Annotated in this window: 14 protein-coding genes; 12 read left to right on the top strand and 2 right to left on the bottom strand. The window is 50.5% G+C overall.

What is annotated here, in order from left to right; all coding sequences use genetic code 11:
• Window positions 1-56: 56 nt before the first annotated feature.
• The 7 genes from D3P07_RS21835 to D3P07_RS21805 all read left to right on the top strand — a co-directional run bounded on the left by D3P07_RS21835 (window position 57) and on the right by D3P07_RS21805 (window position 10939).
• Window positions 57-1850 carry a sensor histidine kinase gene (locus D3P07_RS21835; protein ID WP_119802387.1) on the top strand — a complete coding sequence of 598 codons (1794 nt, stop codon included), beginning with the start codon at window positions 57-59 and terminating at the stop codon, window positions 1848-1850.
• A gap of 3 nt (window positions 1851-1853) precedes the next feature.
• Window positions 1854-3494 carry a response regulator gene (locus D3P07_RS21830; RefSeq protein ID WP_119802386.1) on the top strand — a complete coding sequence of 547 codons (1641 nt, stop codon included), beginning with the start codon at window positions 1854-1856 and terminating at the stop codon, window positions 3492-3494.
• A gap of 124 nt (window positions 3495-3618) precedes the next feature.
• Window positions 3619-5205 (top strand): extracellular solute-binding protein, encoded by a 1587-nt coding sequence (locus D3P07_RS21825; protein WP_119802385.1) that lies wholly within the window; start codon window positions 3619-3621, stop codon window positions 5203-5205.
• Between the two features lie 33 nt (window positions 5206-5238).
• Window positions 5239-6195: an ABC transporter permease gene (locus D3P07_RS21820; protein ID WP_119802384.1), complete on the top strand. Its 957-nt coding sequence runs from the start codon at window positions 5239-5241 to the stop codon at window positions 6193-6195.
• 16 nt (window positions 6196-6211) lie between these two features.
• Window positions 6212-7108 carry a carbohydrate ABC transporter permease gene (locus tag D3P07_RS21815; RefSeq protein WP_119802383.1) on the top strand — a complete coding sequence of 299 codons (897 nt, stop codon included), beginning with the start codon at window positions 6212-6214 and terminating at the stop codon, window positions 7106-7108.
• Window positions 7109-7146: 38 nt separating this feature from the next.
• Entirely contained in the window at window positions 7147-9168 is a 2022-nt protein-coding gene (locus D3P07_RS21810) for an alpha-L-arabinofuranosidase C-terminal domain-containing protein (RefSeq protein WP_119802382.1), read from the top strand.
• Window positions 9169-9178: 10 nt separating this feature from the next.
• The gene (locus D3P07_RS21805; RefSeq protein WP_119802381.1) at window positions 9179-10939 is read left to right on the top strand and encodes a glycoside hydrolase family 2 protein; all 1761 of its coding nucleotides are present in this window, start codon (window positions 9179-9181) and stop codon (window positions 10937-10939) included.
• 67 nt (window positions 10940-11006) lie between these two features.
• Here the strand turns inward: D3P07_RS21805 and D3P07_RS21800 are convergent, their stop codons facing one another.
• Both D3P07_RS21800 and D3P07_RS21795 read right to left on the bottom strand, forming a co-directional pair.
• Window positions 11007-11852 carry a helix-turn-helix transcriptional regulator gene (locus D3P07_RS21800; protein WP_119802380.1) on the bottom strand — a complete coding sequence of 282 codons (846 nt, stop codon included), beginning with the start codon at window positions 11850-11852 and terminating at the stop codon, window positions 11007-11009.
• Between the two features lie 174 nt (window positions 11853-12026).
• Window positions 12027-13562: a sulfatase family protein gene (locus D3P07_RS21795; RefSeq protein ID WP_119802379.1), complete on the bottom strand. Its 1536-nt coding sequence runs from the start codon at window positions 13560-13562 to the stop codon at window positions 12027-12029.
• Between the two features lie 211 nt (window positions 13563-13773).
• Between D3P07_RS21795 and D3P07_RS21790 the strand changes: the two genes are divergently transcribed.
• The 5 genes from D3P07_RS21790 (at window position 13774) to ilvB (ending at window position 20246) form a co-directional block, all read left to right on the top strand.
• The gene (locus D3P07_RS21790; RefSeq protein ID WP_119802378.1) at window positions 13774-14397 is read left to right on the top strand and encodes a chromate transporter; all 624 of its coding nucleotides are present in this window, start codon (window positions 13774-13776) and stop codon (window positions 14395-14397) included.
• Window positions 14398-14421: 24 nt separating this feature from the next.
• A complete protein-coding gene (locus tag D3P07_RS21785; RefSeq protein WP_119802377.1) occupies window positions 14422-14955 on the top strand; it encodes a chromate transporter in 534 nt (177 codons plus the stop codon).
• A 152-nt stretch (window positions 14956-15107) separates the two neighbouring features.
• Window positions 15108-15980, top strand: a complete 873-nt coding sequence (locus D3P07_RS21780; protein WP_483870202.1) for a formylglycine-generating enzyme family protein — start codon at window positions 15108-15110, stop codon at window positions 15978-15980.
• A gap of 354 nt (window positions 15981-16334) precedes the next feature.
• Window positions 16335-16919, top strand: a complete 585-nt coding sequence (locus D3P07_RS21775) for a TetR/AcrR family transcriptional regulator (protein WP_119802375.1) — start codon at window positions 16335-16337, stop codon at window positions 16917-16919.
• Between the two features lie 1605 nt (window positions 16920-18524).
• Window positions 18525-20246 carry a biosynthetic-type acetolactate synthase large subunit gene (ilvB, locus tag D3P07_RS21765; protein ID WP_259391639.1) on the top strand — a complete coding sequence of 574 codons (1722 nt, stop codon included), beginning with the start codon at window positions 18525-18527 and terminating at the stop codon, window positions 20244-20246.
• The last annotated feature ends 6 nt before the right edge of the window (window positions 20247-20252 follow it).

The following is a 20252-nucleotide window of genomic DNA, read 5'->3' as shown; positions in this document are numbered from 1 at the left end:
TAGTTAATTCGATTGCAAGCTAGCATGTCCTATGAACATAAAGGAGATTTCCTGATATGAAGCTGTCCACTCTTAGGCGATGGATTTCGCCCAGTCAAAGCATCCAGGGAAAAATATTCATCGCATTCAGTCTGGTCGCCCTGCTCTCCATTTTCTCCACGGTCAGCATTGTCTACGTGAACATGCGTGAGAATATAAAGGATAACGCGGTCACCTCGGTATCGGATAGTATTCGCCAAGCGGATGAATCCCTCAATATGATGCTGGAAGAAATCGATCGGCTGAATACCGTAGTGGTGACCAATAAAAATACGGTGATCGATACGATTCTCAGCCCGTCGGAAGAGATCAGTTATGAATGGTTTTTGGAACAGAAGCGGATCGATGAATTTCTATCGGTGCTTATTGATTATAAGCCTTATATTTCGCGGATTGCCGTTGTCGGTCTGAACGGGAAAGTATTCTTCACCGGGGGGCCCTGGCTGGACAGGACGATTATCGGTACACCGATGATGGATTTTATGCTGGAGAACGGTTCGCGCCATGCCTATTTGAAGCAGACGGGCGTATCCGATGCCATTACCGTAGGTCGTGAGATCCGCTATAACCAGGAGACCATCGGCGTTGTAATGGTGGATTTGAACTATGATTTTATCAAAAAAACGTACGGTGTGAAGCCGACCGCCGATAGCATGCTGTATGTGCTCGATAAGGAAGGCGGATTTGTCTATCAGTCCGAATCGGCGCCGTCCTTCGCTCCTTCCATCGAGAAGATCATAAGCATCAGACAGGGGTTCTCGGGTCCCGGCGATGCAGCGGAGATGACTATCGACGGAAAATCCTACACCGTCGTTAGCCGTTCATCTGAGCATACGGGCTGGACGACGCTGGCGCTTATACCGATGGATTCGCTGCTCGGCGAATCCGCGAAGCTTCGCAAGCTGATGGCAGAAGTGTCTGTCATTGTACTGATCGTCGTGTTAATTGGCTCGCTGAAGGTGTCATCGCGCATCACCATTAATATCCGCCGTCTGAAGTCTATGATGATGCTGGTCAAGGACGGTAATTTGACATTCCCCATGAAGGAAATCAAAACGAAGGATGAGGTAGGACAACTGTACCACGCCTTTATCAGCATGGTGGAGGAATTGAATCGGCTGATGGAGGGGATCCGAGTCAGTGAGAAGGAGAAGCGGGAGGCCGAATTGACCGCACTTCAGGCACAGATACGTCCGCATTTTCTATATAACTCCCTTAATACCATCAAATATTTGGCCAAGAAGAACGGGGTGCCTAATATCGAGGAGGTATCCGGCTCGTTAATCGAGCTGATGCGCGGTGTTCTCGGCCATTCCAACGAATACGTTACGGTTCGGGAGGAGCTGGACTATGTGCGCAGCTATATCTCCATCGTGAAATATAAATACATGCAGCCGATTCCCGTGCATGAGGAGATCGAAGAAGATCTGCTGGAATGCCGGGTGCCTAAGCTTATGCTGCAGCCTATCGTGGAGAATGCCATCATTCATGGGATCGGCCCTCTGGAGGAAGGGGGGCTGGTCATGATTCGCGTCTATCAAGAGAATCACAATCTTAAGGTCGAAGTGACGGACAACGGCAAAGGCATGACTCAGGAGCAGATGGACTTGCTGTTGGACGGCCCATTCCAAGGAGAGACCCCTTCACGCTTCAGCGGCATGGGGGTGCGCAATGTGCATGAACGAATCGTTCGCCAGTACGGAGAGCCGTACGGAGTGAGCCTGTACAGCGAGCTGACATTGTATACGAAGGTCGTTATTACTATTCCCGATCTGCGGGACAAGGGAAAATCCGTTCAAGAGGTGATATAAGTCATGTATCAAGTGTTATTGGTAGACGATGAGCCGTTGGCCCGCAGCGATGTAGGGATGTTAGTGGATTTCCGAAAGCATGGCTTTGAAATATGCGGCGAAGCCCATAACGGACTTATGGCTTTGGCGATGATCGAGCAGTCTCCGCCGCATATCGCCATTATTGATGTGAATATGCCCGAGATGAACGGTGTGGAGCTTAATCGGACGATTAAGGAACGATATCCAGCCATCAAGACGATCATGCTTAGCAGCTTCGACGACTATGATTATGTGCGCGATTGCCTGAAGAATGGCTCCATTGATTATTTGCTGAAGCATAGGCTCGACGGTGCAACGCTTATCGGCATGTTGAATAAAGCGGCACTGGAGCTGCGGCAGGATGATCAGATCCTTGAGAACTTGAGTGCCCAGAAGGCTATAGCGGAACGAATGAATCCCGTGCTCATCCGCGGGTATATAGCCGATCTGGTGAAGGGAAAGCCGGGATCCGTCCAGGAATTCGAAGCGTTTGCGCGGAAAAATGGCCTATACCCCCAGACGATCCGCTATGCTGCAGCGTCGGTTCAGATTGTCCCCTTCCTGCTGCTTACGCAATCTTACAGCGACATGCAGACGAATCGGCTCGTCCAACAGGCGATAGAGGTCATGCAGCAGAGCTTAGGCGATGTGCAGGAACGAACGGTCGCTTACCTGGAGAATGGACGTCTGGTTGTTGTATTCGCCTTCAAGGAACGCAGCGAGCATGTCGCTATAAGCGAGGCCGGCCGCATGATGAGCAAGCTTAGCCATGCGCTGGAGCTGTTTCTGAATGTGAAGTGCGTCTATGCTGTCGGACATGTATGCCACAGCTTGTCACAGCTTGAAGAAAGCTACGTCTCCGCTGAGCGGAAGCTAGACTCTTATCCTGCCGCTGAACCGACCGGCCAAGCGACAGAATGGAGGAGCGTCGAACATTCTAAGCGCGTTTCATTAACGATCGAGGAGCAGAAGCAGTTGCTCCTCTCTATTGAGATCCTTGATCAGGAAGGCATGCATCGGTTGATTGCATCTGTATTCGATTCCATTCGTGAGCAACCGGTTCATTCTCATTCGGTGCAAATGATCATCAGCGAGCTGCTGCATATTGGGGATAAAGCTTTGAAGAAATGGATGTCCCAGGCCGACTCTGCGATGGATAGCTTGCCTGCTCGCAGCGAGCTAGGCAGGTTAGACAGCGTCGGTGAGATGGAGCAATGGCTGCAAGACTTTTATGCTGGCCTGCTGAAACGGCTTAAGGAGAAGCATGCGGGCGGCGCATATTCCCGGCATGTGTCACAAGCGATCATATTCATTTTGGAAAGGTATTCGGGCATCGTGACGCTGGAGCTGGCGGCAGGCGCCATCGGTCTGAATCCATCGTACCTAAGCAGAATATTCAAAGAAGAGACGCAGTCGACATTCTCGGAATATGTGAACCGGGTCCGAATCGATGCGGCGCAAAAGCTGCTTGGGAGCGGTCAATATTCAATAAAGCAAATTAGCAATCTGGCGGGCTTTGCTACTTATAACTATTTTTTCAAAGTGTTCAAGGAAATGACGGGTGCGACGCCTCAGGCCTACTTGAACGGATTGGGAGGCGGGAGAGCGGCAGCGAAGTCGTAAAATATGTGGAGTAAATAGTCATATATTTATAACTTTGCTGCGGAACGGGTGAACTATAATGAGTGGACACCGGAAGTAAACGTTTTCAAAACACGGTGAATAGAACATTGGAGGTCACAGATATATGCGTAGACATTGGGGAAGAAGCGCGCTAACCACGCTGATCATTTCCGGTCTGATACTGGCCGGCTGCAGCAACGGTGGGGACTCAAAGAAAGAGAACAATAATCCTTCGTCTTCACCTGAAAGCGCTGTTAAAGCGGAAGGATTCCCGATTGTAGATCAACCGATCAAGCTCAAGATGTTCACAAGAATAGCGCCAGCTAACGGACCGTTCAAAGAAATGCCGGTGTTCCAAGACTATGAGAAATTAAGCAATATTCAAGTTGAATTCACCGAAGCTCCAACAGACGGCTTCGCAGAGAAAAAGAACCTATTGTTCGCGTCCAATGAGCTTCCGGATGCGTTGTTCCGTTCGGAGCTCAATCCGCTTGAGACGATTCGTTACGGGACAGCCGGCCAGCTGATCCCCCTCGAGGATTTGATTGAGGAGTATGCGCCTAATCTGAAAGCCTTGATGGAGCAATATCCAGAGATCCGCTCGGCCATTACGACTCCGGAAGGACATATTTACTCGATCCCCGGCATCGTAACGACAGGCTCGGCGCGTACGGACAAACGCTGGATCAACAAAGCGTGGCTGGAGAAGCTGAACCTGGAAGAGCCAACAACGACGGAAGAGCTCTATAATGTGCTCGTCGCTTTCCGGGATGGAGATCCGAACGGCAACGGCGAAGCGGACGAAATTCCGATGACTGCGCGTAATGCTGCTGCGGGGATCATTATCGTCAATATGATGGCCGGATCGTTTGGCCTGGATTTGCAGCTCGGCTATAACATTAACATCGAAGACGGCAAGGTAAACCTTTGGAGCGGCAGCGAGAAGCACAAAGAGATGCTGATGTACTTGAACAGGCTGTATAAGGAGAAGCTGCTGGACCAGGAGATCTTCTCGCATACGGAAGCGCAATATCTGGCTAAGCAAGGATCTGGCAATACGGGTCTATTCTTCGACCAGACGAACAATAATTTCCTGCCAATCATGGATCAATATGTGGGCATCGCTCCTCCAGCCGGCCCGAACGGCGACCAAATGCAAAGCGCGTTAGCGCCGGTGCCGCGCGACTTCGGAGCCTTCGCCATTACATCCGTGAACGAACATCCGGAAGCGACGATGCGCTGGATCGACTATTTCTACAGTGACGAAGGCTCTACTTTACTGCGTTTCGGCAGAGAGGGCGAGCATTACGAGATGAGGGACGGCGTTCCGTATTACTTTGATGATTTTATTGCCATCACGGGTGCACAAGGAAAAATGACTCCGTATGCAGGAGGAGGCGCGCCTCACTTGATCAGCGACCAGGTAGCGTCATTCATCAATCCGCCGCAAGTGCAAGAGGCGTTCAAGAAGCTGGAGCCGTACATGCCGAAAATCCGCTACGCGAATCCGATGTTCGATGAAGAGACCGCTCAGAAGGTGAACATTCTGCGCAATGACATCGACAAATATGTCAATGAGCAAAGCACAAAGTTTATCGTTGGCGCGCTTGGCTTCGATAAGTGGGAGGAATTCCAGTCTACTTTGAACAAAATGAAGATCGACGAGCTGGAAGGGATCTATCAAGCTGCATATGACAAGATGGCGAAATAATATCGACACCGCATTAGTAAGGAGTGAATGCTCATGAAGAGCGTGCAAGAAGATGCAGCTGCTCTGTCTCCTATCCAGCCGAGGCGCGGATCCGGCCTAATCCGAAATATAGCCAAACGGTATGACCTGTACCTCATGCTGCTTCTGCCGATAGCCTGGTACTTGATCTTTCACTACGGTCCACTGTACGGGCTGCAAATCGCATTCAAAAATTTCAATCCGGCAAAGGGGATTATTGGAAGCCCTTGGGAAGGGTTCGGGCATTTCGAACGGTTCTTCGATTCGTATTATTTCTGGAGGCTGTTATGGAACACGGTGTCCATCAACTTGTTCTCACTGCTTATCGCATTTCCCATTCCGATTATGCTGGCTCTGCTCGTTAACGAAATCAGAAGCAAAACCTATAGCAAGTGGCTGCAAAACATTACGTATATTCCGCATTTCATTTCGGTTGTCGTAATCGTAGGCATATTGAACGTGTTCCTGTCGCCGACAGGACCGATCAATATGCTGATCGAGGCATTCGGCGGATCAACCGTCCGATTCCTGGAGTCGGCCGGCTGGTTCAAGACGATCTTCATTGGCTCGAATATATGGCAAAACATGGGATGGCAATCGATTATCTACATTGCAGCGCTCAGCGGGGTGAATCCGCAGCTATACGAAGCGGCCAAGATGGATGGAGCGTCGAGGCTGAGACGCATATGGCATGTCTCGCTTCCCGGCATCGCTCCGGTCATCGTGATCCTGCTCATTCTGGATATCGGCCACTTCATGAATGTCGGCTTTGAGAAAATTTTGCTCATGCAAAATAACTTGAACCTGGAATCAAGTGATGTCATCTCCACGTTTGTCTATACGACAGGCATATTGAAGGGTGAATACAGCTACACCGCAGCTATTGGACTGTTCAACTCGGTTATCAATCTCATCTTGCTGCTGTTGGTGAACCGGTTCGCGCGCAAGACGTCGGAGACGAGCTTATGGTAAAGGAGGGAACCCATGTATGTCGAAGCAACAGGCCATAAGCAAACCGTCGGATGAACGGACGTTCGACTTCATCGTGTACACGATTGCCGCAGTCATCATGATTATTGTGCTGTACCCGCTGATCTTTATTGTCAGCGCTTCGTTCAGCGATCCGGCCAAGGTGCTGAGTGGAGATGTATGGCTGCTGCCCAAAGGCGTGACATTGGAAGCGTACGAGAGCATTTTGCACAACGATAAAATTTGGATAGGGTATCGCAATACGATCGTTTATACCGTAGTTGGTACGGTCATCAATATCATCATGACCATACTGGCGGCCTATCCGTTGTCCAGGCCAGATCTTCCCGGGCGGAACGCCCTTATGATCTTGATCACGCTCACGATGTTTCTCGGCGGCGGATTGATTCCAACCTATTTGCTGGTGAAGGATCTGGGAATGGTGAATACCATGTGGGCGTTGATCGTTCCCGGGGCAATCGCCACGTACAATCTGATCGTCATGCGGACGTACTTCCAGTCAAGCATTCCATGGGAGCTGCAGGAGGCGGCTCATATGGACGGCTGCTCCAACTGGAGACTTCTGTTTAGCATTATCTTGCCTCTATCCAAACCGATATTGGCTGTTATGGTTCTGTTTTATGCGGTTGGCCATTGGAATTCATTCTTCCCTGCGCTGATCTATCTCCGCGACGAAGCTCTGCAACCGCTTCAGCTTGTGCTGCGCGAAATTCTCTTGATCAGCAACTCGTCAGCCGTTGAGGGCGGCAGTGTCGGACTGGAGAAGCAGATTCTGCTTGCCGAGAGTATTAAGTTCGCGGTCATTATCGTGTCTACTTTGCCGGTATTGATCATGTATCCATTCGTGCAGCGGCATTTCGTCAAGGGTGTTATGATCGGATCGATTAAAGGTTAAATCCGCAACCATTAAGACAAATCAGCTGGAGGTTTATTTTGAATACAAACGCAAAAATTAGGATCGACTGCAGCCGAACAAGCGAGCATACGGTCAACCCATACTTGTTCGGCCATTTTGTAGAGGACATTCGGGATCATATGGAAGCGATGCTTGCTTTCCCGCTTAAGGATATGGATTTCGAAAGCGAAGCCGAGACGAAGAAAGAGATATCTGGAAGCTGGTATGCCTATACGAACGGGCGGAACACGAAGTACGCGCTGGAGGCGTCTGCTCCGAAGCATTCGGGGCGCGCGCAGCGCATCCGTATTCTGAGCGATGACGAAGCCTATGCCGGCATCGCGCAGAAGGCAGCGCTCAAGGGACCTGCGGAATACACGGTCAAGCTTGTGGCTCGCGCTTCCATCGAGCTGAAGGCGATTATCGTCGAAGCGGTGGACCGGCGCTCGGAGGAGCTTCTGGGAAGAGTCCAGTTCGAGCTTGGCAGTCACAACTGGCGCGAGTATGAGGCGCGGCTGTCGATTGCCCGCGAGTGCGTCGATGCCGAAATCCGCGTATACGTTCCGGCGGATCACCCGAGGTGGGTCGATCATGTATCCACCGGCATGCTGTGGCTTGACCATGTGTCTCTATTGCCGATAGACAGCGTGGCTATGGTGAAGCGCGAAGTCATCGACATGACGAGGGATCTGAACGCGGGGATGATGAGGCTTGCAGGCAACTATATCAGCGCCTATCACTGGGAACATGGCGTAGGTCCCGTTCTTGAGAGACCGGTCATGTACAACGAAGCGTGGGGCGGCTGGACCAGCAAATACTTCGGTACGGATGAATTTATACAGTTTTGCCGCGAGCTTCAGGTGGAGCCCCTTATCTGCGTCAATGACGGATCGGGTACGCCCGAAGAGGCTGCAGAGTGGATCGAATATTGCAATGGCGGCGTCGATACTCCCATGGGGGCGCTGCGTGCGGCGAACGGGAATCCCGAGCCGTACAATGTCCGCTATTGGGAGATTGGCAACGAGGTGTGGGGACAGTGGCAGGTAGGCACTTGCACCGCGGAGCAATTCGCTAGACGCACGGTGCCCTTCGCCGAAGCCATGAAGGCGGCCGATCCCTCTATTGTGCTCTTGGCCTGCGGCCATTTCGAGCAGGAGTGGAACAAGACCGTCCTCGATATAGCCGGCGAGCATTTCGATTATCTTACCTTGCACTTGTATCACGGCTATGGTCTCTTCGGCATGAATCGGAATACGCCGGAGGAGGATCGTTATAAGGCGATTGCTTCTTATCCCGAATTTACCCGTCACCATATCCAGCAGACGGCTAAGCATATTCTAGCGGACGCGAAGCATAGCCATGTGAAGCTGGCCATTACCGAATACAACACGATGTATGATCCGAACACGACTCGGAAAGGGCTGCCGAACGAGCATACATTGGGTGCTGCTGTCGCTAATGCCGCTAACCTGAACGAAATGATACGCAGCAGCGACATGGTTCACATCGGCAGCTTCTCCGACCTGGTGAATGGCTGGCTGGGCGGATGCATTCGCGTAGGCGATTATTATGCCGACCAATATTGCGGCAAGGTGCCCGGCTGGAGCGGGCTGCCGCTTACCGTATACGGAACGCCAACTTATGAAGTGATGAAGCTATACGCGAATCGGGATGTTCGGCATATTCTCCCCGTCGCAGCCGAGTGCGGAACGTTTGCCGTTCCTTCGCTCAAGGAGACGCCTATCGAGCTGGATGCGCTGCCGGATCTTGACATTGTGGCGGGCACGAACGACGACCGCAGCACCGTTACCGTATTTATTGTGAACCGCAGCTTGAATGAGGTGAAGGCGGCGCTCGACCTGCAAGCGTTCGAAGCTTCGGAGGAAACGATTCTGTATGAAATTACGGGTGATTCCCACGACCTTATCAATTCCGTGTTCGAGCCGGAACGGATTAAATGTCAGGAGAAAGTCGTCCCTGCCGAACAATGGGGGCTCGGCTACCCGCTGCGCCCTGCTTCCGTGTATGTACTGGAAATAAAGGCAAAGCAACATAAATAGGAGGCACAGCATGACAACAAAGGCATATATCAAAGACTACCCCAGACCTCAATTTGTACGCGATAATTGGCTCTCCTTAAACGGCGAATGGAGCTTCCGCTTCGATGACCATAACGTAGGAGAGAAAGAGAAGTGGCAGGAGAAATTCGTAGAAACACATAAAATTAACGTGCCCTTTACGTATGAAACCAAAGCGAGCGGAATCGGAATCGAGGAATTTCATCCGCAAGTATGGTACAACAAAGCCGTTCACATCCCGAAGGAAGCCGAAGGGAAACGGACCATCCTTCATTTTCAAGCGGTGGATTATGAAGCCAAAGTGTGGGTGAACGGAACGTTGGCAGGCGGGCACCAAGGCGGCTATGCAGCCTTTTCAATCGATATTACCCCCTATCTCGTATTCGGGGCTGATAATCAGGTCACGGTCAAAGCCGAGGACAGCAGCAGCTGTTATCAGCCGCGTGGCAAGCAGCGCTGGACCGAAAACAATTTCGAATGCTTCTATGTCCAGACGACTGGGATCTGGCAGACGGTATGGATGGAATATGTGGAGGAACAACGTCTGGATGCGGTCAAGATCACACCGGATTTCGACCGTTCCATCGTCCGTTTCGATTACGAGGTGAATGGGGTAGTGGCAGCCGGCGACTTAAGGCTGGAAGCTATCGTTACGTTCAAAGGCAAGCCTGTCAAGCGGGTTAGCCTGGCGATTGACCGTCCTTGCTTGACCGTTGAGGTTGATCTGCTGCATGAGGCGAACGGCCCGTGGAAGAGAAGCTTCTGGTCTCCCAATCAACCGAACCTCTACGACGTGGAGTTTGTGCTGTATGCGAACGACCAAGTCGTAGACCGGGTTTTCTCCTACTTCGGCATGCGGAAGATTTCCATCAAGAACGGAGAGGTGCTGCTGAACAATGTGCCGATCTACCAGCGATTGATTCTGGATCAGGGATATTGGACCGACAGCCACCTGACTCCGCCTAGCGAGGAAGCTCTGATCGAAGATATCGATCATATCCTGGCGATGGGGTACAACGGCGTGCGCAAGCATATGAAAATCGAAGATGCACGTTTTCTCTATTGGTGCGATGTGAAAGGTCTGCTCGTATGGTCCGAGATGGCGGCTACCTTCGAATTTCATGACAGGGCGGTTGATGCGTTCACGAAGGAATGGCTGGAGATTGTGAAGCAGCAATATAACCATCCAAGCATTATAACTTGGGTTCCCTTTAACGAATCATGGGGCGTCCCGCTCATTCTGCGAGATGTGCGGCAGCAGAAGCTGACCGAGGGCATCTATCATCTGACCAAATCGATCGATCCTTACCGTCCGGTCATCACGAACGACGGCTGGGAGCATACGGTGTCGGACATTCTAACGCTGCATGACTATGTCGCGTTAGGGGACGATTTTCTAAAGCGTTATGCGAGCAAGGAAGCGATCGTGACCAATGAAACGACTTGCAATCAATGGAAGTATGCGTTCGCCGAAGGATACGAATACCGGGGACAGCCGATCATTATCAGTGAATTCGGTGGAATCGCGTTCAAGTCGGACAAGGGCTGGGGCTATGGTGACCAGGTTGCATCGGAAGAGGACTTCATTAACCGATTCCGCGGTATCACCCAAGCGATTAAGGACGTTGCCTATATTAGCGGGTACTGCTATACGCAGCTTGCCGATGTCCAGCAGGAAATCAACGGGCTTCTGACGGAGGATCGCAAGCCGAAGATTCCGTTGGATACGATTAAGGCCATTAATTTAGCTTAAATGAACATTTACAGCATAAGAAGCGGACTGTGCGAGCTGCGCAGTCCGCTTCTTATGGCTAGTTCACTTATGACTTCCGGTAAAAGCTTGGCGGCTGACCATAGTAGCTTTTAAAGGCATGCGTAAAGGAGTATACATCTGCATACCCGAGGGAAAGGGCGATATGAGAAATCGGCAGCACCGTCGTACTCACGATTTTCATAGCATCCTCCATAATCAGATTCGTCAGGTACCGATGCGGCCGCACACCGACCTTCTGGTGAAAGACGTTGGAAAAATGCGAGCGGTGGATCCCGACATGATCGGCAATATCGGCTACGGATATGCCTTCCTTATAATACAAATGAATGTAGTCCAGGCTTGTAGCGACCCAATCATCGGTAGGCGAGGCTGTCTTCATCGGCTTGGACAATTGAACGATCTGATTCAGCAAAGCGTAGAACCGCTGGGTTAAGGAGAAGTCATCCTGCTTCACAAGATGCTTCCATTCAAAGGCAAACTGAAAAAACGACTGCTCCAGCTCCTGATTGAAAAAGTTTTTGATATAGGGGTGTTTGAGCGTAAGTCCAAGTCGGCTGGTGATTAGCGGCATTTGTTTGCCCTCGGCAGCAATCCAAAACATGTTGAGAGCGGGTTCTTCACGAGGGGTAATGTAATATTCATGAATGCTATGCGGGAATAACACGAACAGATCGCCTTGCGTAAGGATGATCTCTTCTTGGTTCATATGCAAGGTAACCTGGCCTGCTTGAACGAAGTGCAAGCTATAATAAGCGATGAAGCGAGGTCCTATATGATAATTTGGCTTGGCCTCGTTATAGCCGATACGAATGGGGATCACACCGTTATGCTTTTCAAATGCATTAGGCGTGTGATATAAATGCTCCGCATACTCATGGGTAAATTCTATCATGCACACGACCTCTTCCCATGTTAAAGATTGATGTATGTCCCTCTCATTTTAACATCAGGATAGACGAATAGAATAGCAGCGTGTTATTTCGATAAAATTGCCTCAAGCATACAAGCTGGCGCCGTGCTCTTAATGGCCCCAGCTTGCGTGCTTTGCTCCTTCAGCTCGGACGGCTTAAGCGTGACAAATTCTAGGCATCGGCATCGATTCCTTCCCAAGCTCAGCCCATGCGTATTTGAGCAGAAGCTCTGATTTTAAAGCGGCGCAATCTGGGTTATCCCACAAGTTATGAAGCTCATTCGGGTCCTCTTGCAGGTCAAAAATCTCGCCGTACGTCTGGTTGTAATAAACCGTCATTTTATAGCGCGCATCCACGTACGTCTTCTGATGGATGGTGGTAGCTTCATGCCGGAATTCACAGATCGCATGGTTCCTTGCTTGATCCGACGTCCCGAGCCAAACCTCCTTCTGATCTACTCCTGTCATGGCATGAGGGATGGGCAGATTGGAGAAGGACAGGAAGGTAGGGGCCAGATCGACGAGCGATTGGAAGGCCTCAGAGGTCTTGCCGGCCGCTACATGTCCCGGGTATCTCACAATGAACGGTAGTTTAATTAAATCTTCATAGTGGAAGCCACCCTTAGCTTGCAAGCCGTGCTGCCCGAAGAAGTGGCCATGGTCGGTCGTGAAGACGACCAAGGTATTGTCGGCCATGCCGAGCTGGTCCAATTTATCAAGAATGGACCCGATATATTTGTCCATCATGCTGACCATACCGTAATACACGGCGACTAGTTTTTTCTTGTCTTCCTCCGTCAGCTTGAACTTGCTGCCGTATTCATAGAAGTGATGGGAGCGGTAACCATGGATGTCGAAGCCGCTCTCCCGAAGGCCCGAGAAGTCAGGGGCTTCTTCCTGAGTCATCCCAAAATGCGGCGGATTAAGATCGTGTTCACCCGGAACCAGGGAGGGAATGGTCAGCTGATCGGGATCATACATCGTATCCCATGGCTCGGGCACCAGGTATTCGGGATGCGGGTCGAAAAAGCTGGACCACAAGAAAAAGCTGTCGTCATTCTGTTGATATTGCTCTAATAAAGCATTGGTTCGTTCCGCGATCCACGTATTATAGTGGTATTTTTCAGGGATTGGCCATTTGTAAGTCTGATTGGGGTCCATGGTGCCGGTCGGAGGCAAGAAATAGTCCCTCCAATTGGTACAGCCTTTGTCCTCCAGCCATGCGGCATAGTGCTGCCCGACATGCGCTTCATTGGTATGATTTCGTGCTAGCTCTACATGAGAGAAGCCGTAAAAAGAGTCCTTGTTCGTTCTCCAGTAATCCAGGTCCTGAAGGATAGGGTACGATTCTAGCGATGAATATTGTTCGGTAGAACGCAGGGGTTGAAAATGGGCCTTGCCGACCAACGCGGTTTGATAACCGGCTTGCTGGAAGTCTTCGCCAATGGTGTGACGATCCTCAAGCAGCTTCGTTCCAAGCGTCCAAGCCCCATGCTGGCTTGGGTACATGCCGGTAATAATGGATGCCCGGCTCGGCGTACAGGTAGGGTTGGGGCAATAAGCCCGGCTGAAGGTTGTCCCTTCACGAACCAGCCGGTCCAGATTGGGCGTATGAACTTCATGGTTGAATGCGCCTATCGTATTCCAATGCTGCTGGTCGCTCGTAATGAGTAGAATATTTGGTTTTTTCATGGAATCATCTCCTTCTTGCTTATCATTATAGTCAATTTGGGTAAGAAGAAGGATAGCATAATGTGTTATGTTCATTTGTCATTTTGTAAGGTTGAATATGAAAAATGTTTTTGTCTTGCAGACTTTAAGAGGTAAGATGAAAGAGAAGATGACGAACGGGTTATGGATAGCAGCCAGCAGGAAGACCATCACAGGAAGGTAGTGTTGAAGAGTGGATCGTTCGGAGTCGGGTGCTCCCCGGTTAATATCGCTATTCTGGAGTTTTCTGAAGCTTGCTCCTGTTTCCTTTGGCGGCGGATACGCTACTTTCCCTGCGCTCGAACGCGAGATTGTAGCCAGAAGGAAATGGATGAACGAAGAGGATTTGCAAAACATACTTTCTCTTGCGGCTGCCGCCCCGGGAGGAGTTGCAGTCAATGCCTCTTTCTTGATCGGGCATCGACTTGGCGGGTTGAAGGGATCGGCCGCAGCGGCAATAGGTGCTATCGTACCGACCTGTCTCATCGTGATCAGCCTTTTTCTGCTGTATAACCACTTCAGCGACAGCGAGAAGGTAAATGCTGCGCTGCGAGGCATTGGCTGGGGGATTGTTGCTTTGATTCTCTATACGGTTATTAGGCTGGGGAGGCCATCCATTAAGGATAAGCTTACGTTAGCCATTGCCATTGCAAGCCTGACCCTGCTTTTTTTGCATACAAACCCCATCTGGCTATTGATTGGAGGGGCTGCTGCCGGCGTCCTTGCGACACATCGCAAGAACCGGTGCGTTGTTCATAGCTCGCAGACAAGCCAATCCAAGGCTGGCGGGGACAGCTCCTATATGTATTTTATTTAGTTGAACCCGCCTGGGGGTGAATTTATGCTGAAGTTATTTTGGTTTTTTCTGCAAATGGGGTTTGTTTCGTTTGGCGGAGGATATGCGTTGATCCCTTTGATTGAGAGAGAGACGCAGCGCCAAGGCTGGATGAGCAGTGAGATGCTTATCGACGTAATCGCTGTCGCAGGTATGTCCCCCGGTCCGATCGCCGTTAATTTGGGTATGCTGGTCGGCTATCAAACCTACGGTGTAGCTGGAGCTATTGCGGGAGTGCTCGGATTATTGCTGCCTTCCATGCTGATGACGGCCGGGATCATTTTCGTGATTACACGGGATCAAAAAGCAAACTACTTCAAGCGCAGCATGTATGGTGTACAGCCTGTTGTTACTGCTCTTATTCTATTTGCCGCCTATCAGCTCTGTGCAGTCCATGTATCCGCTGCTTTGTCTGTCCATGAGCTGCTGCCGGCCTTATTGATTGTAGGAGCATGCTTATATATGCTATTGCGCTTACGGATGCATCCGTTTGCGATTCTGTTATTCTCGGGAATTTGCGGTGCGGCATTCTATGCGTAATAGGCCGGATAGAAGGATACGATACATTGGGGGCAGAGAGGAGGACTATCATGAAACCAGGAAAAACCTGTTGTTCGGCGAGCAGAGATCTTGTCGCAGCCGGCCCAATAAACCGACTGTCCCATTCAAACGCACCATCAGTTTCGACTAGCGTGAGGGGACACCGTCATCTGGTTCGGGTGGACGGGGGCGTCTTTCGAATGGGGACGAGGGCAGTTGACGGGTTCGCGTCGGACGGGGAGGGACCTGAACGTGACGTGCGTGTCGATTCCTTCCTACTCTCGCCGTATGCGGTAACAAACGGGGAATTCAGCGCTTTTGTGAAGGAGACGGGTTACGTGACGGAAGCGGAGCGATTCGGTTGGTCATTTGTTTTCCATTTGCTAGCCTCTGATTCCACACGGGAGCGGGTTATGCAGTCTCCGCAGCAAACGCCATGGTGGCTTGCAGTGAACGGTGCCTACTGGGCAAAGCCGGAGGGCCCAGATTCGACGATTGAGGAAAGGCATGACCACCCTGTCGTTCATGTCACCTGGCATGATGCGATGGCTTATTGCGCTTGGTCCGGGACGCGATTGCCGACAGAAGCCGAATGGGAATATGCCGCAAGAGGCGGCCTTGTGGGCAGGACCTATCCTTGGGGGGATTTGCTCAAGCCGGACGGCAAACATATGTGCAACATCTGGCAAGGCAAGTTCCCGGTGAAGAACAATGCCAGCGACGGTTATGTAGGCACGGCTCCGGTGGATGCCTATGAGCCCAACGGCTATGGATTGTACAATCTGTCCGGCAATGTATGGGAATGGTGCGCGGACTGGTTCAGCCCCGGCTACCACCGGCTGACACCTGCGGACAACCCATTGTTCCAAGAACCTACCGGCAGACGCGCCATGCGCGGCGGCTCGTATCTGTGTCACCGCTCCTATTGCAACCGTTACCGAGTGGCAGCCAGAAGCAGCAACACGCCGGACAGTTCTACCGGGAACTGCGGTTTCCGCGTGGCGGCGGACGTTCTGGACGAATAACAAGACACTCGATAATGATGTTTAAATTAGCCAAACCAACGAATTTCAGATATTCAAGCCCGGGACTTCCACAATGGAGACAGGGATCATGCACCTTCAAGAGAATGCTTTCGTGTCGTAAGATATGGAAGAAAGCTTGGAGGTGTTTTTACGTTGGCAACAAGAGTTCGTTATCCATACAGTAAATAGCTTGAACCCTGCGAGGTGTGTTTAGTAACATGAAAGAGATACAACTTATGATTGGCCAGGCTCTGGGTGGACACAAGTGTGAAATCCAAGGCACAGACCTTGCTGCCCATATGATCAGGATGCTAGACTAAAACATTAGTCTAGCTTGTAGGTGGAGGTGAAAACATGACGGCCAATAAAATTATGGAAGTCGCACTTCGTCACTTTGCGCGAAATGGATATGACGGTGCCTCGCTTGCGGATATTTCCGCCGAAGTAGGCATTAAGAAGCCATCAATTTATAATCACTTTAATGGTAAAGACGATATGTTCCTCACCGTATTTAAGGATGCGGGTGACAGGGAGACGCTCTTCATTCAGGACTATTTGGAGAAAAGCAGTTCTCATTCACTGGAAAATAAGCTTTATAGCTTCTTGAGTGCATATAGAAATCGATACGAGCAAGAGGATGATACAAAGTTCTTTTTGCGTATAGCGTTTTTTCCGCCTGCTCATTTGGAGAAGGAGGTTGTGGATTACAGCAATCTTCATCTCGATCGAACGAATTCGGTGCTCGAAACCGTGTTTAAAGCCGCGGCAGACAGCGGACAGTTACATCCGGAAGTCTCGATTGACCGGGCTTCAACCGCTTTTACAGCAGTGCTGGATGGGTTATTTGTCGAAATGATCTACGGCGATTTGGAACGTTTCCAGAAGAGGCTGGATGCATCCTGGTTTGTTTTTTGGCGAGGGATACAAAACAATACATAGTGAACTGCTGGAGCGGGGCCGCATTGCCAAGGCTTTGAAGGAAGACGACATCTTCGTGGCGCAGACCTGCATAAAGCTTCTTTTGTTCTGCCTAAGTTTGTGGGGGACTTGTGTTGCTTAATAAAATACAGACAGATTGATATAAATATGCTACCATCATTTTGAAAAAGTCGAGGGTTTGGTGGAGGCAGCGCAATGATTCAAATTATTAATACTATGATTATAGGTCTGATTGTTGGGATGTTTTTGAAACGAAAAGAGAAGTACAATGACAAAAAGATGTTAAAGTACATAATCATCACGATTTGGTGTCTTTTGTATTTCTTTGCATTTGCTTTTTTCCCACACTTCATAATGATCTTTTTTCCGGCAGCCCTTCTAGTTTTACTTTCGTACATGTTTAGAAGTAAAGTGCCCAATAAGCATGAGTAAAAATGTCGAGTAAAGTATGTGTATTAGGAGATGTTAACATTGATAGTTCCTACGCTCAGTAGTCAGCAGAACTTTAGAATGGGACATCATTATTTATATGTACTTTAATCGATCTGATTAGAATTTAGGCAGGTCGCAATTCCCTGTTTGATAATCTGAATATTCTGTGCTACCATAAAAAACAATAAATGTTGCGATGAAGAGAAAAAAGTACGAAGGCGCTTATGTCCAGAGAGCAGAGGGAACGCTGAAACCTTTGCCGTAATCCTTTGTATGATGTCGTCTCGGAGCATTTGACGGAAAGTCGAAGCGTGATCGATTCGATGAGTAGACTCAAACGGAATGGCACACGTTACCGTGCTGCAGGCAAGGATTGTCTTGCCTCATGAGGCTTGGAATCGCAAGATTCCCGGCAAATCAGGGTGGTACCGCGAAATGTTCCCCTTTCGTCCCTTCAAGCACGCAGCTTACGGCTGTCTGCCGAGGATGAGAGGGGTTTCTTTATTTTATACGGTTAAAAGCGATGAAGAGAAAAAAGCATGAGGGCTCTTATGTCCAGAGAGCAGAGGAGTCGGTGGAACCTTTGCCATAACCCTTTATGCGATGTCGCCCTCTGAGCTTTTGGCGGAAAATCGAATCGGTCCGAGATTCGATGAGTAGACCCAAACGGAATGGCACACGTTATCGTGCTGCAGGCAAGGTAAGACTTGCCTCATGAGGCAAGAGACCGCAAGGTTTCTGGCAAATCAGGGTGGTACCGCGAAAATGTTCCCCTTTCGTCCCTTCAAGCAGGCAGCTTATGGCTGCCTAGCTGAGGATGAGAGGGGTTTCTTTATGGATACGGATAAAGCGATGAAGAGAAAAAAGCATGAGGGCTCTTATGTCTAGAGAGCAGAGGAAGCGGTGGAACCTTTGCCATAAACCCTTATGCGATGTCGTCTCCGAGCTTTTGGCGGAAAATCGGGCTGACCAGGCTCGATGAGTAGACCCAGACGGAATGGCACACGTTATCGTGCTGGAGGCAAGGGAAGCCTTGCCTCATGAGGCCGGAGACCGTGAGGTTTCAGGCAAATCAGGGTGGTACCGCGAAAATGTTCCCCTTTCGCCCCTTTCAGCACGGCAGCTCATGACTGCCCGCTGAGAGGGGTTATTTTGATTATAGGAGGAGCTTCAATGGGAAAAGAAAGGATTGCGAGCATGGAACAGCAGCAGGAGTGGATCACTGGCTCGGAGGTTCTATTGCGCTGCTTACTGGAGGAAGGAACAGACTGTGTATTCGGCTACCCGGGAGGCAATGTTCTGTACATCTATGACGCGATGGTGGATCGTCCGGATTTCAAGCATATTTTGACCAGACATGAGCAAGGGGCCATTCATGCGGCAGACGGGTACGCCCGCTCGACAGGGAAGGTTGGCGTATGCATCGCCACCTCCGGGCCAGGCGCAACCAATCTGATAACCGGCATTGCGACAGCGTATATGGATTCGGTGCCGCTGGTCATTATTACAGGCAATGTCTCGACAGCCGTCATTGGCACGGACGCCTTCCAGGAAGCGGACATTATCAGCATGACGATGCCGATCACGAAGCATAATTATTTTGTTCGCGACGTTAACGATTTGCCGCGTATGGTACATGAGGCCTTTCACATTGCCAGCACGGGGAGAAAGGGGCCGGTATTGATTGATATTCCGAAGGACGTGTCCAATCATAAGATGCTTTACAGTCCGGCTGATAAGTTAAGCTTACGGGGATACGGAGGGGCTCCAAGCCTGAACCGAGAGGCAATCGATCAGTTGATTGAGGCCATTGCCGAGTCAGAAAAGCCAGTCATTATTGCCGGAGGCGGAGTGGTCTATTCCGATGCGTCGAGCGAGCTGCTGGCATTTGTAAATACAACCCGTATTCCGGTGGCCACCACATTGCTTGGGTTAGGCGGTTTCCCCAGTGGGCATGACTTATGCCTGGGCATGATGGGCCATCATGGCACCTACGCAGCAAATATGTCGGTTCAACATGCGGATCTGATTATTTCCATTGGCTCGCGCTTTGATGATCGGGTGACGATGAAGGTGGATGGCTTCGCTCCCCAGGCCAAGCGGATAGCCCACATCGATATTGATCCGGCGGAGATCGGCAAAAACGTGAAGACGGATATTGCATGCATCGGTGATATTAAAGCTGTATTGGAATATGCGAATACAAAAGCTCGGCCTGCCAAATCATCCCGTTGGATAGAGGAGGCGCAACAAAGGAGCTCGGAGTATCCGCTGCGGTATAAGGATTCCGAGACGGAGCTAAAGCCGCAATATGTGCTGGAGATGATTCATCAAACGACGGAAGGCAATGCGATTATAACAACGGATGTTGGCCAGCATCAAATGTGGACCGCTCAATTCTACAAGTTCAATCATCCCCGTTCACTGGTGACTTCAGGGGGCTTAGGGACCATGGGCTTCGGCTTCCCAGCCGCGATCGGCGCCCAGATCGGCAACCCGGATCGGCTGGTCATATCGATCAACGGCGACGGCGGCATGCAAATGTGTGCGCAGGAGCTGGCGATCTGCGCCATTCAGAACATTCCCGTGAAGATAGTTGTTCTTAACAATGAAGTGCTGGGCATGGTGAGACAGCAGCAAGAGCTTATGTACGAACGGCGATACAGCCAGATTGAGCTGGCGGGCAGTCCGGACTTTGTGAAGCTTGCGAAAGCTTACGGCGTTAAGGGATTGAGAGCTGCGACCAAGACAGAGGCGCGGCGTGTCTGGCAGGAGGCGCTGGATACAGCCGGGCCGGTGCTGGTGGAGTTTGTGATTCCGCGAGAAGAGAATGTCTATCCGATGGTGCTTGGCGGGACGACATTGGATCAGCTTATTATGGGGGATTTCGAATAAGTGCCA

Source organism: Paenibacillus sp. 1011MAR3C5, assembly GCF_003591485.1.
GTDB lineage: Bacteria > Bacillota > Bacilli > Paenibacillales > Paenibacillaceae > Pristimantibacillus.
Note: the sequence above shows the minus strand (reverse complement) of the source record. Positions and strands in the feature narration are given on the sequence as shown.

What these genes read in the sequence shown, in the direction of transcription:
- D3P07_RS21830 (WP_119802386.1), top strand. Translation starts at nt 1,854, where the DNA reads ATGTATCAAGTGTTATTGGTAGACGATGAGCCGTTGGCCCGCAGCGAT.
- ilvB (WP_259391639.1), top strand. Translation starts at nt 18,525, where the DNA reads ATGGGAAAAGAAAGGATTGCGAGCATGGAACAGCAGCAGGAGTGGATC.
- D3P07_RS21795 (WP_119802379.1), bottom strand. Translation starts at nt 13,562, where the DNA reads ATGAAAAAACCAAATATTCTACTCATTACGAGCGACCAGCAGCATTGG.
- D3P07_RS21835 (WP_119802387.1), top strand. Translation starts at nt 57, where the DNA reads ATGAAGCTGTCCACTCTTAGGCGATGGATTTCGCCCAGTCAAAGCATC.
- D3P07_RS21825 (WP_119802385.1), top strand. Translation starts at nt 3,619, where the DNA reads ATGCGTAGACATTGGGGAAGAAGCGCGCTAACCACGCTGATCATTTCC.
- D3P07_RS21800 (WP_119802380.1), bottom strand. Translation starts at nt 11,852, where the DNA reads ATGATAGAATTTACCCATGAGTATGCGGAGCATTTATATCACACGCCT.
- D3P07_RS21775 (WP_119802375.1), top strand. Translation starts at nt 16,335, where the DNA reads ATGACGGCCAATAAAATTATGGAAGTCGCACTTCGTCACTTTGCGCGA.
- D3P07_RS21815 (WP_119802383.1), top strand. Translation starts at nt 6,212, where the DNA reads ATGTCGAAGCAACAGGCCATAAGCAAACCGTCGGATGAACGGACGTTC.
- D3P07_RS21820 (WP_119802384.1), top strand. Translation starts at nt 5,239, where the DNA reads ATGAAGAGCGTGCAAGAAGATGCAGCTGCTCTGTCTCCTATCCAGCCG.
- D3P07_RS21805 (WP_119802381.1), top strand. Translation starts at nt 9,179, where the DNA reads ATGACAACAAAGGCATATATCAAAGACTACCCCAGACCTCAATTTGTA.
- D3P07_RS21785 (WP_119802377.1), top strand. Translation starts at nt 14,422, where the DNA reads ATGCTGAAGTTATTTTGGTTTTTTCTGCAAATGGGGTTTGTTTCGTTT.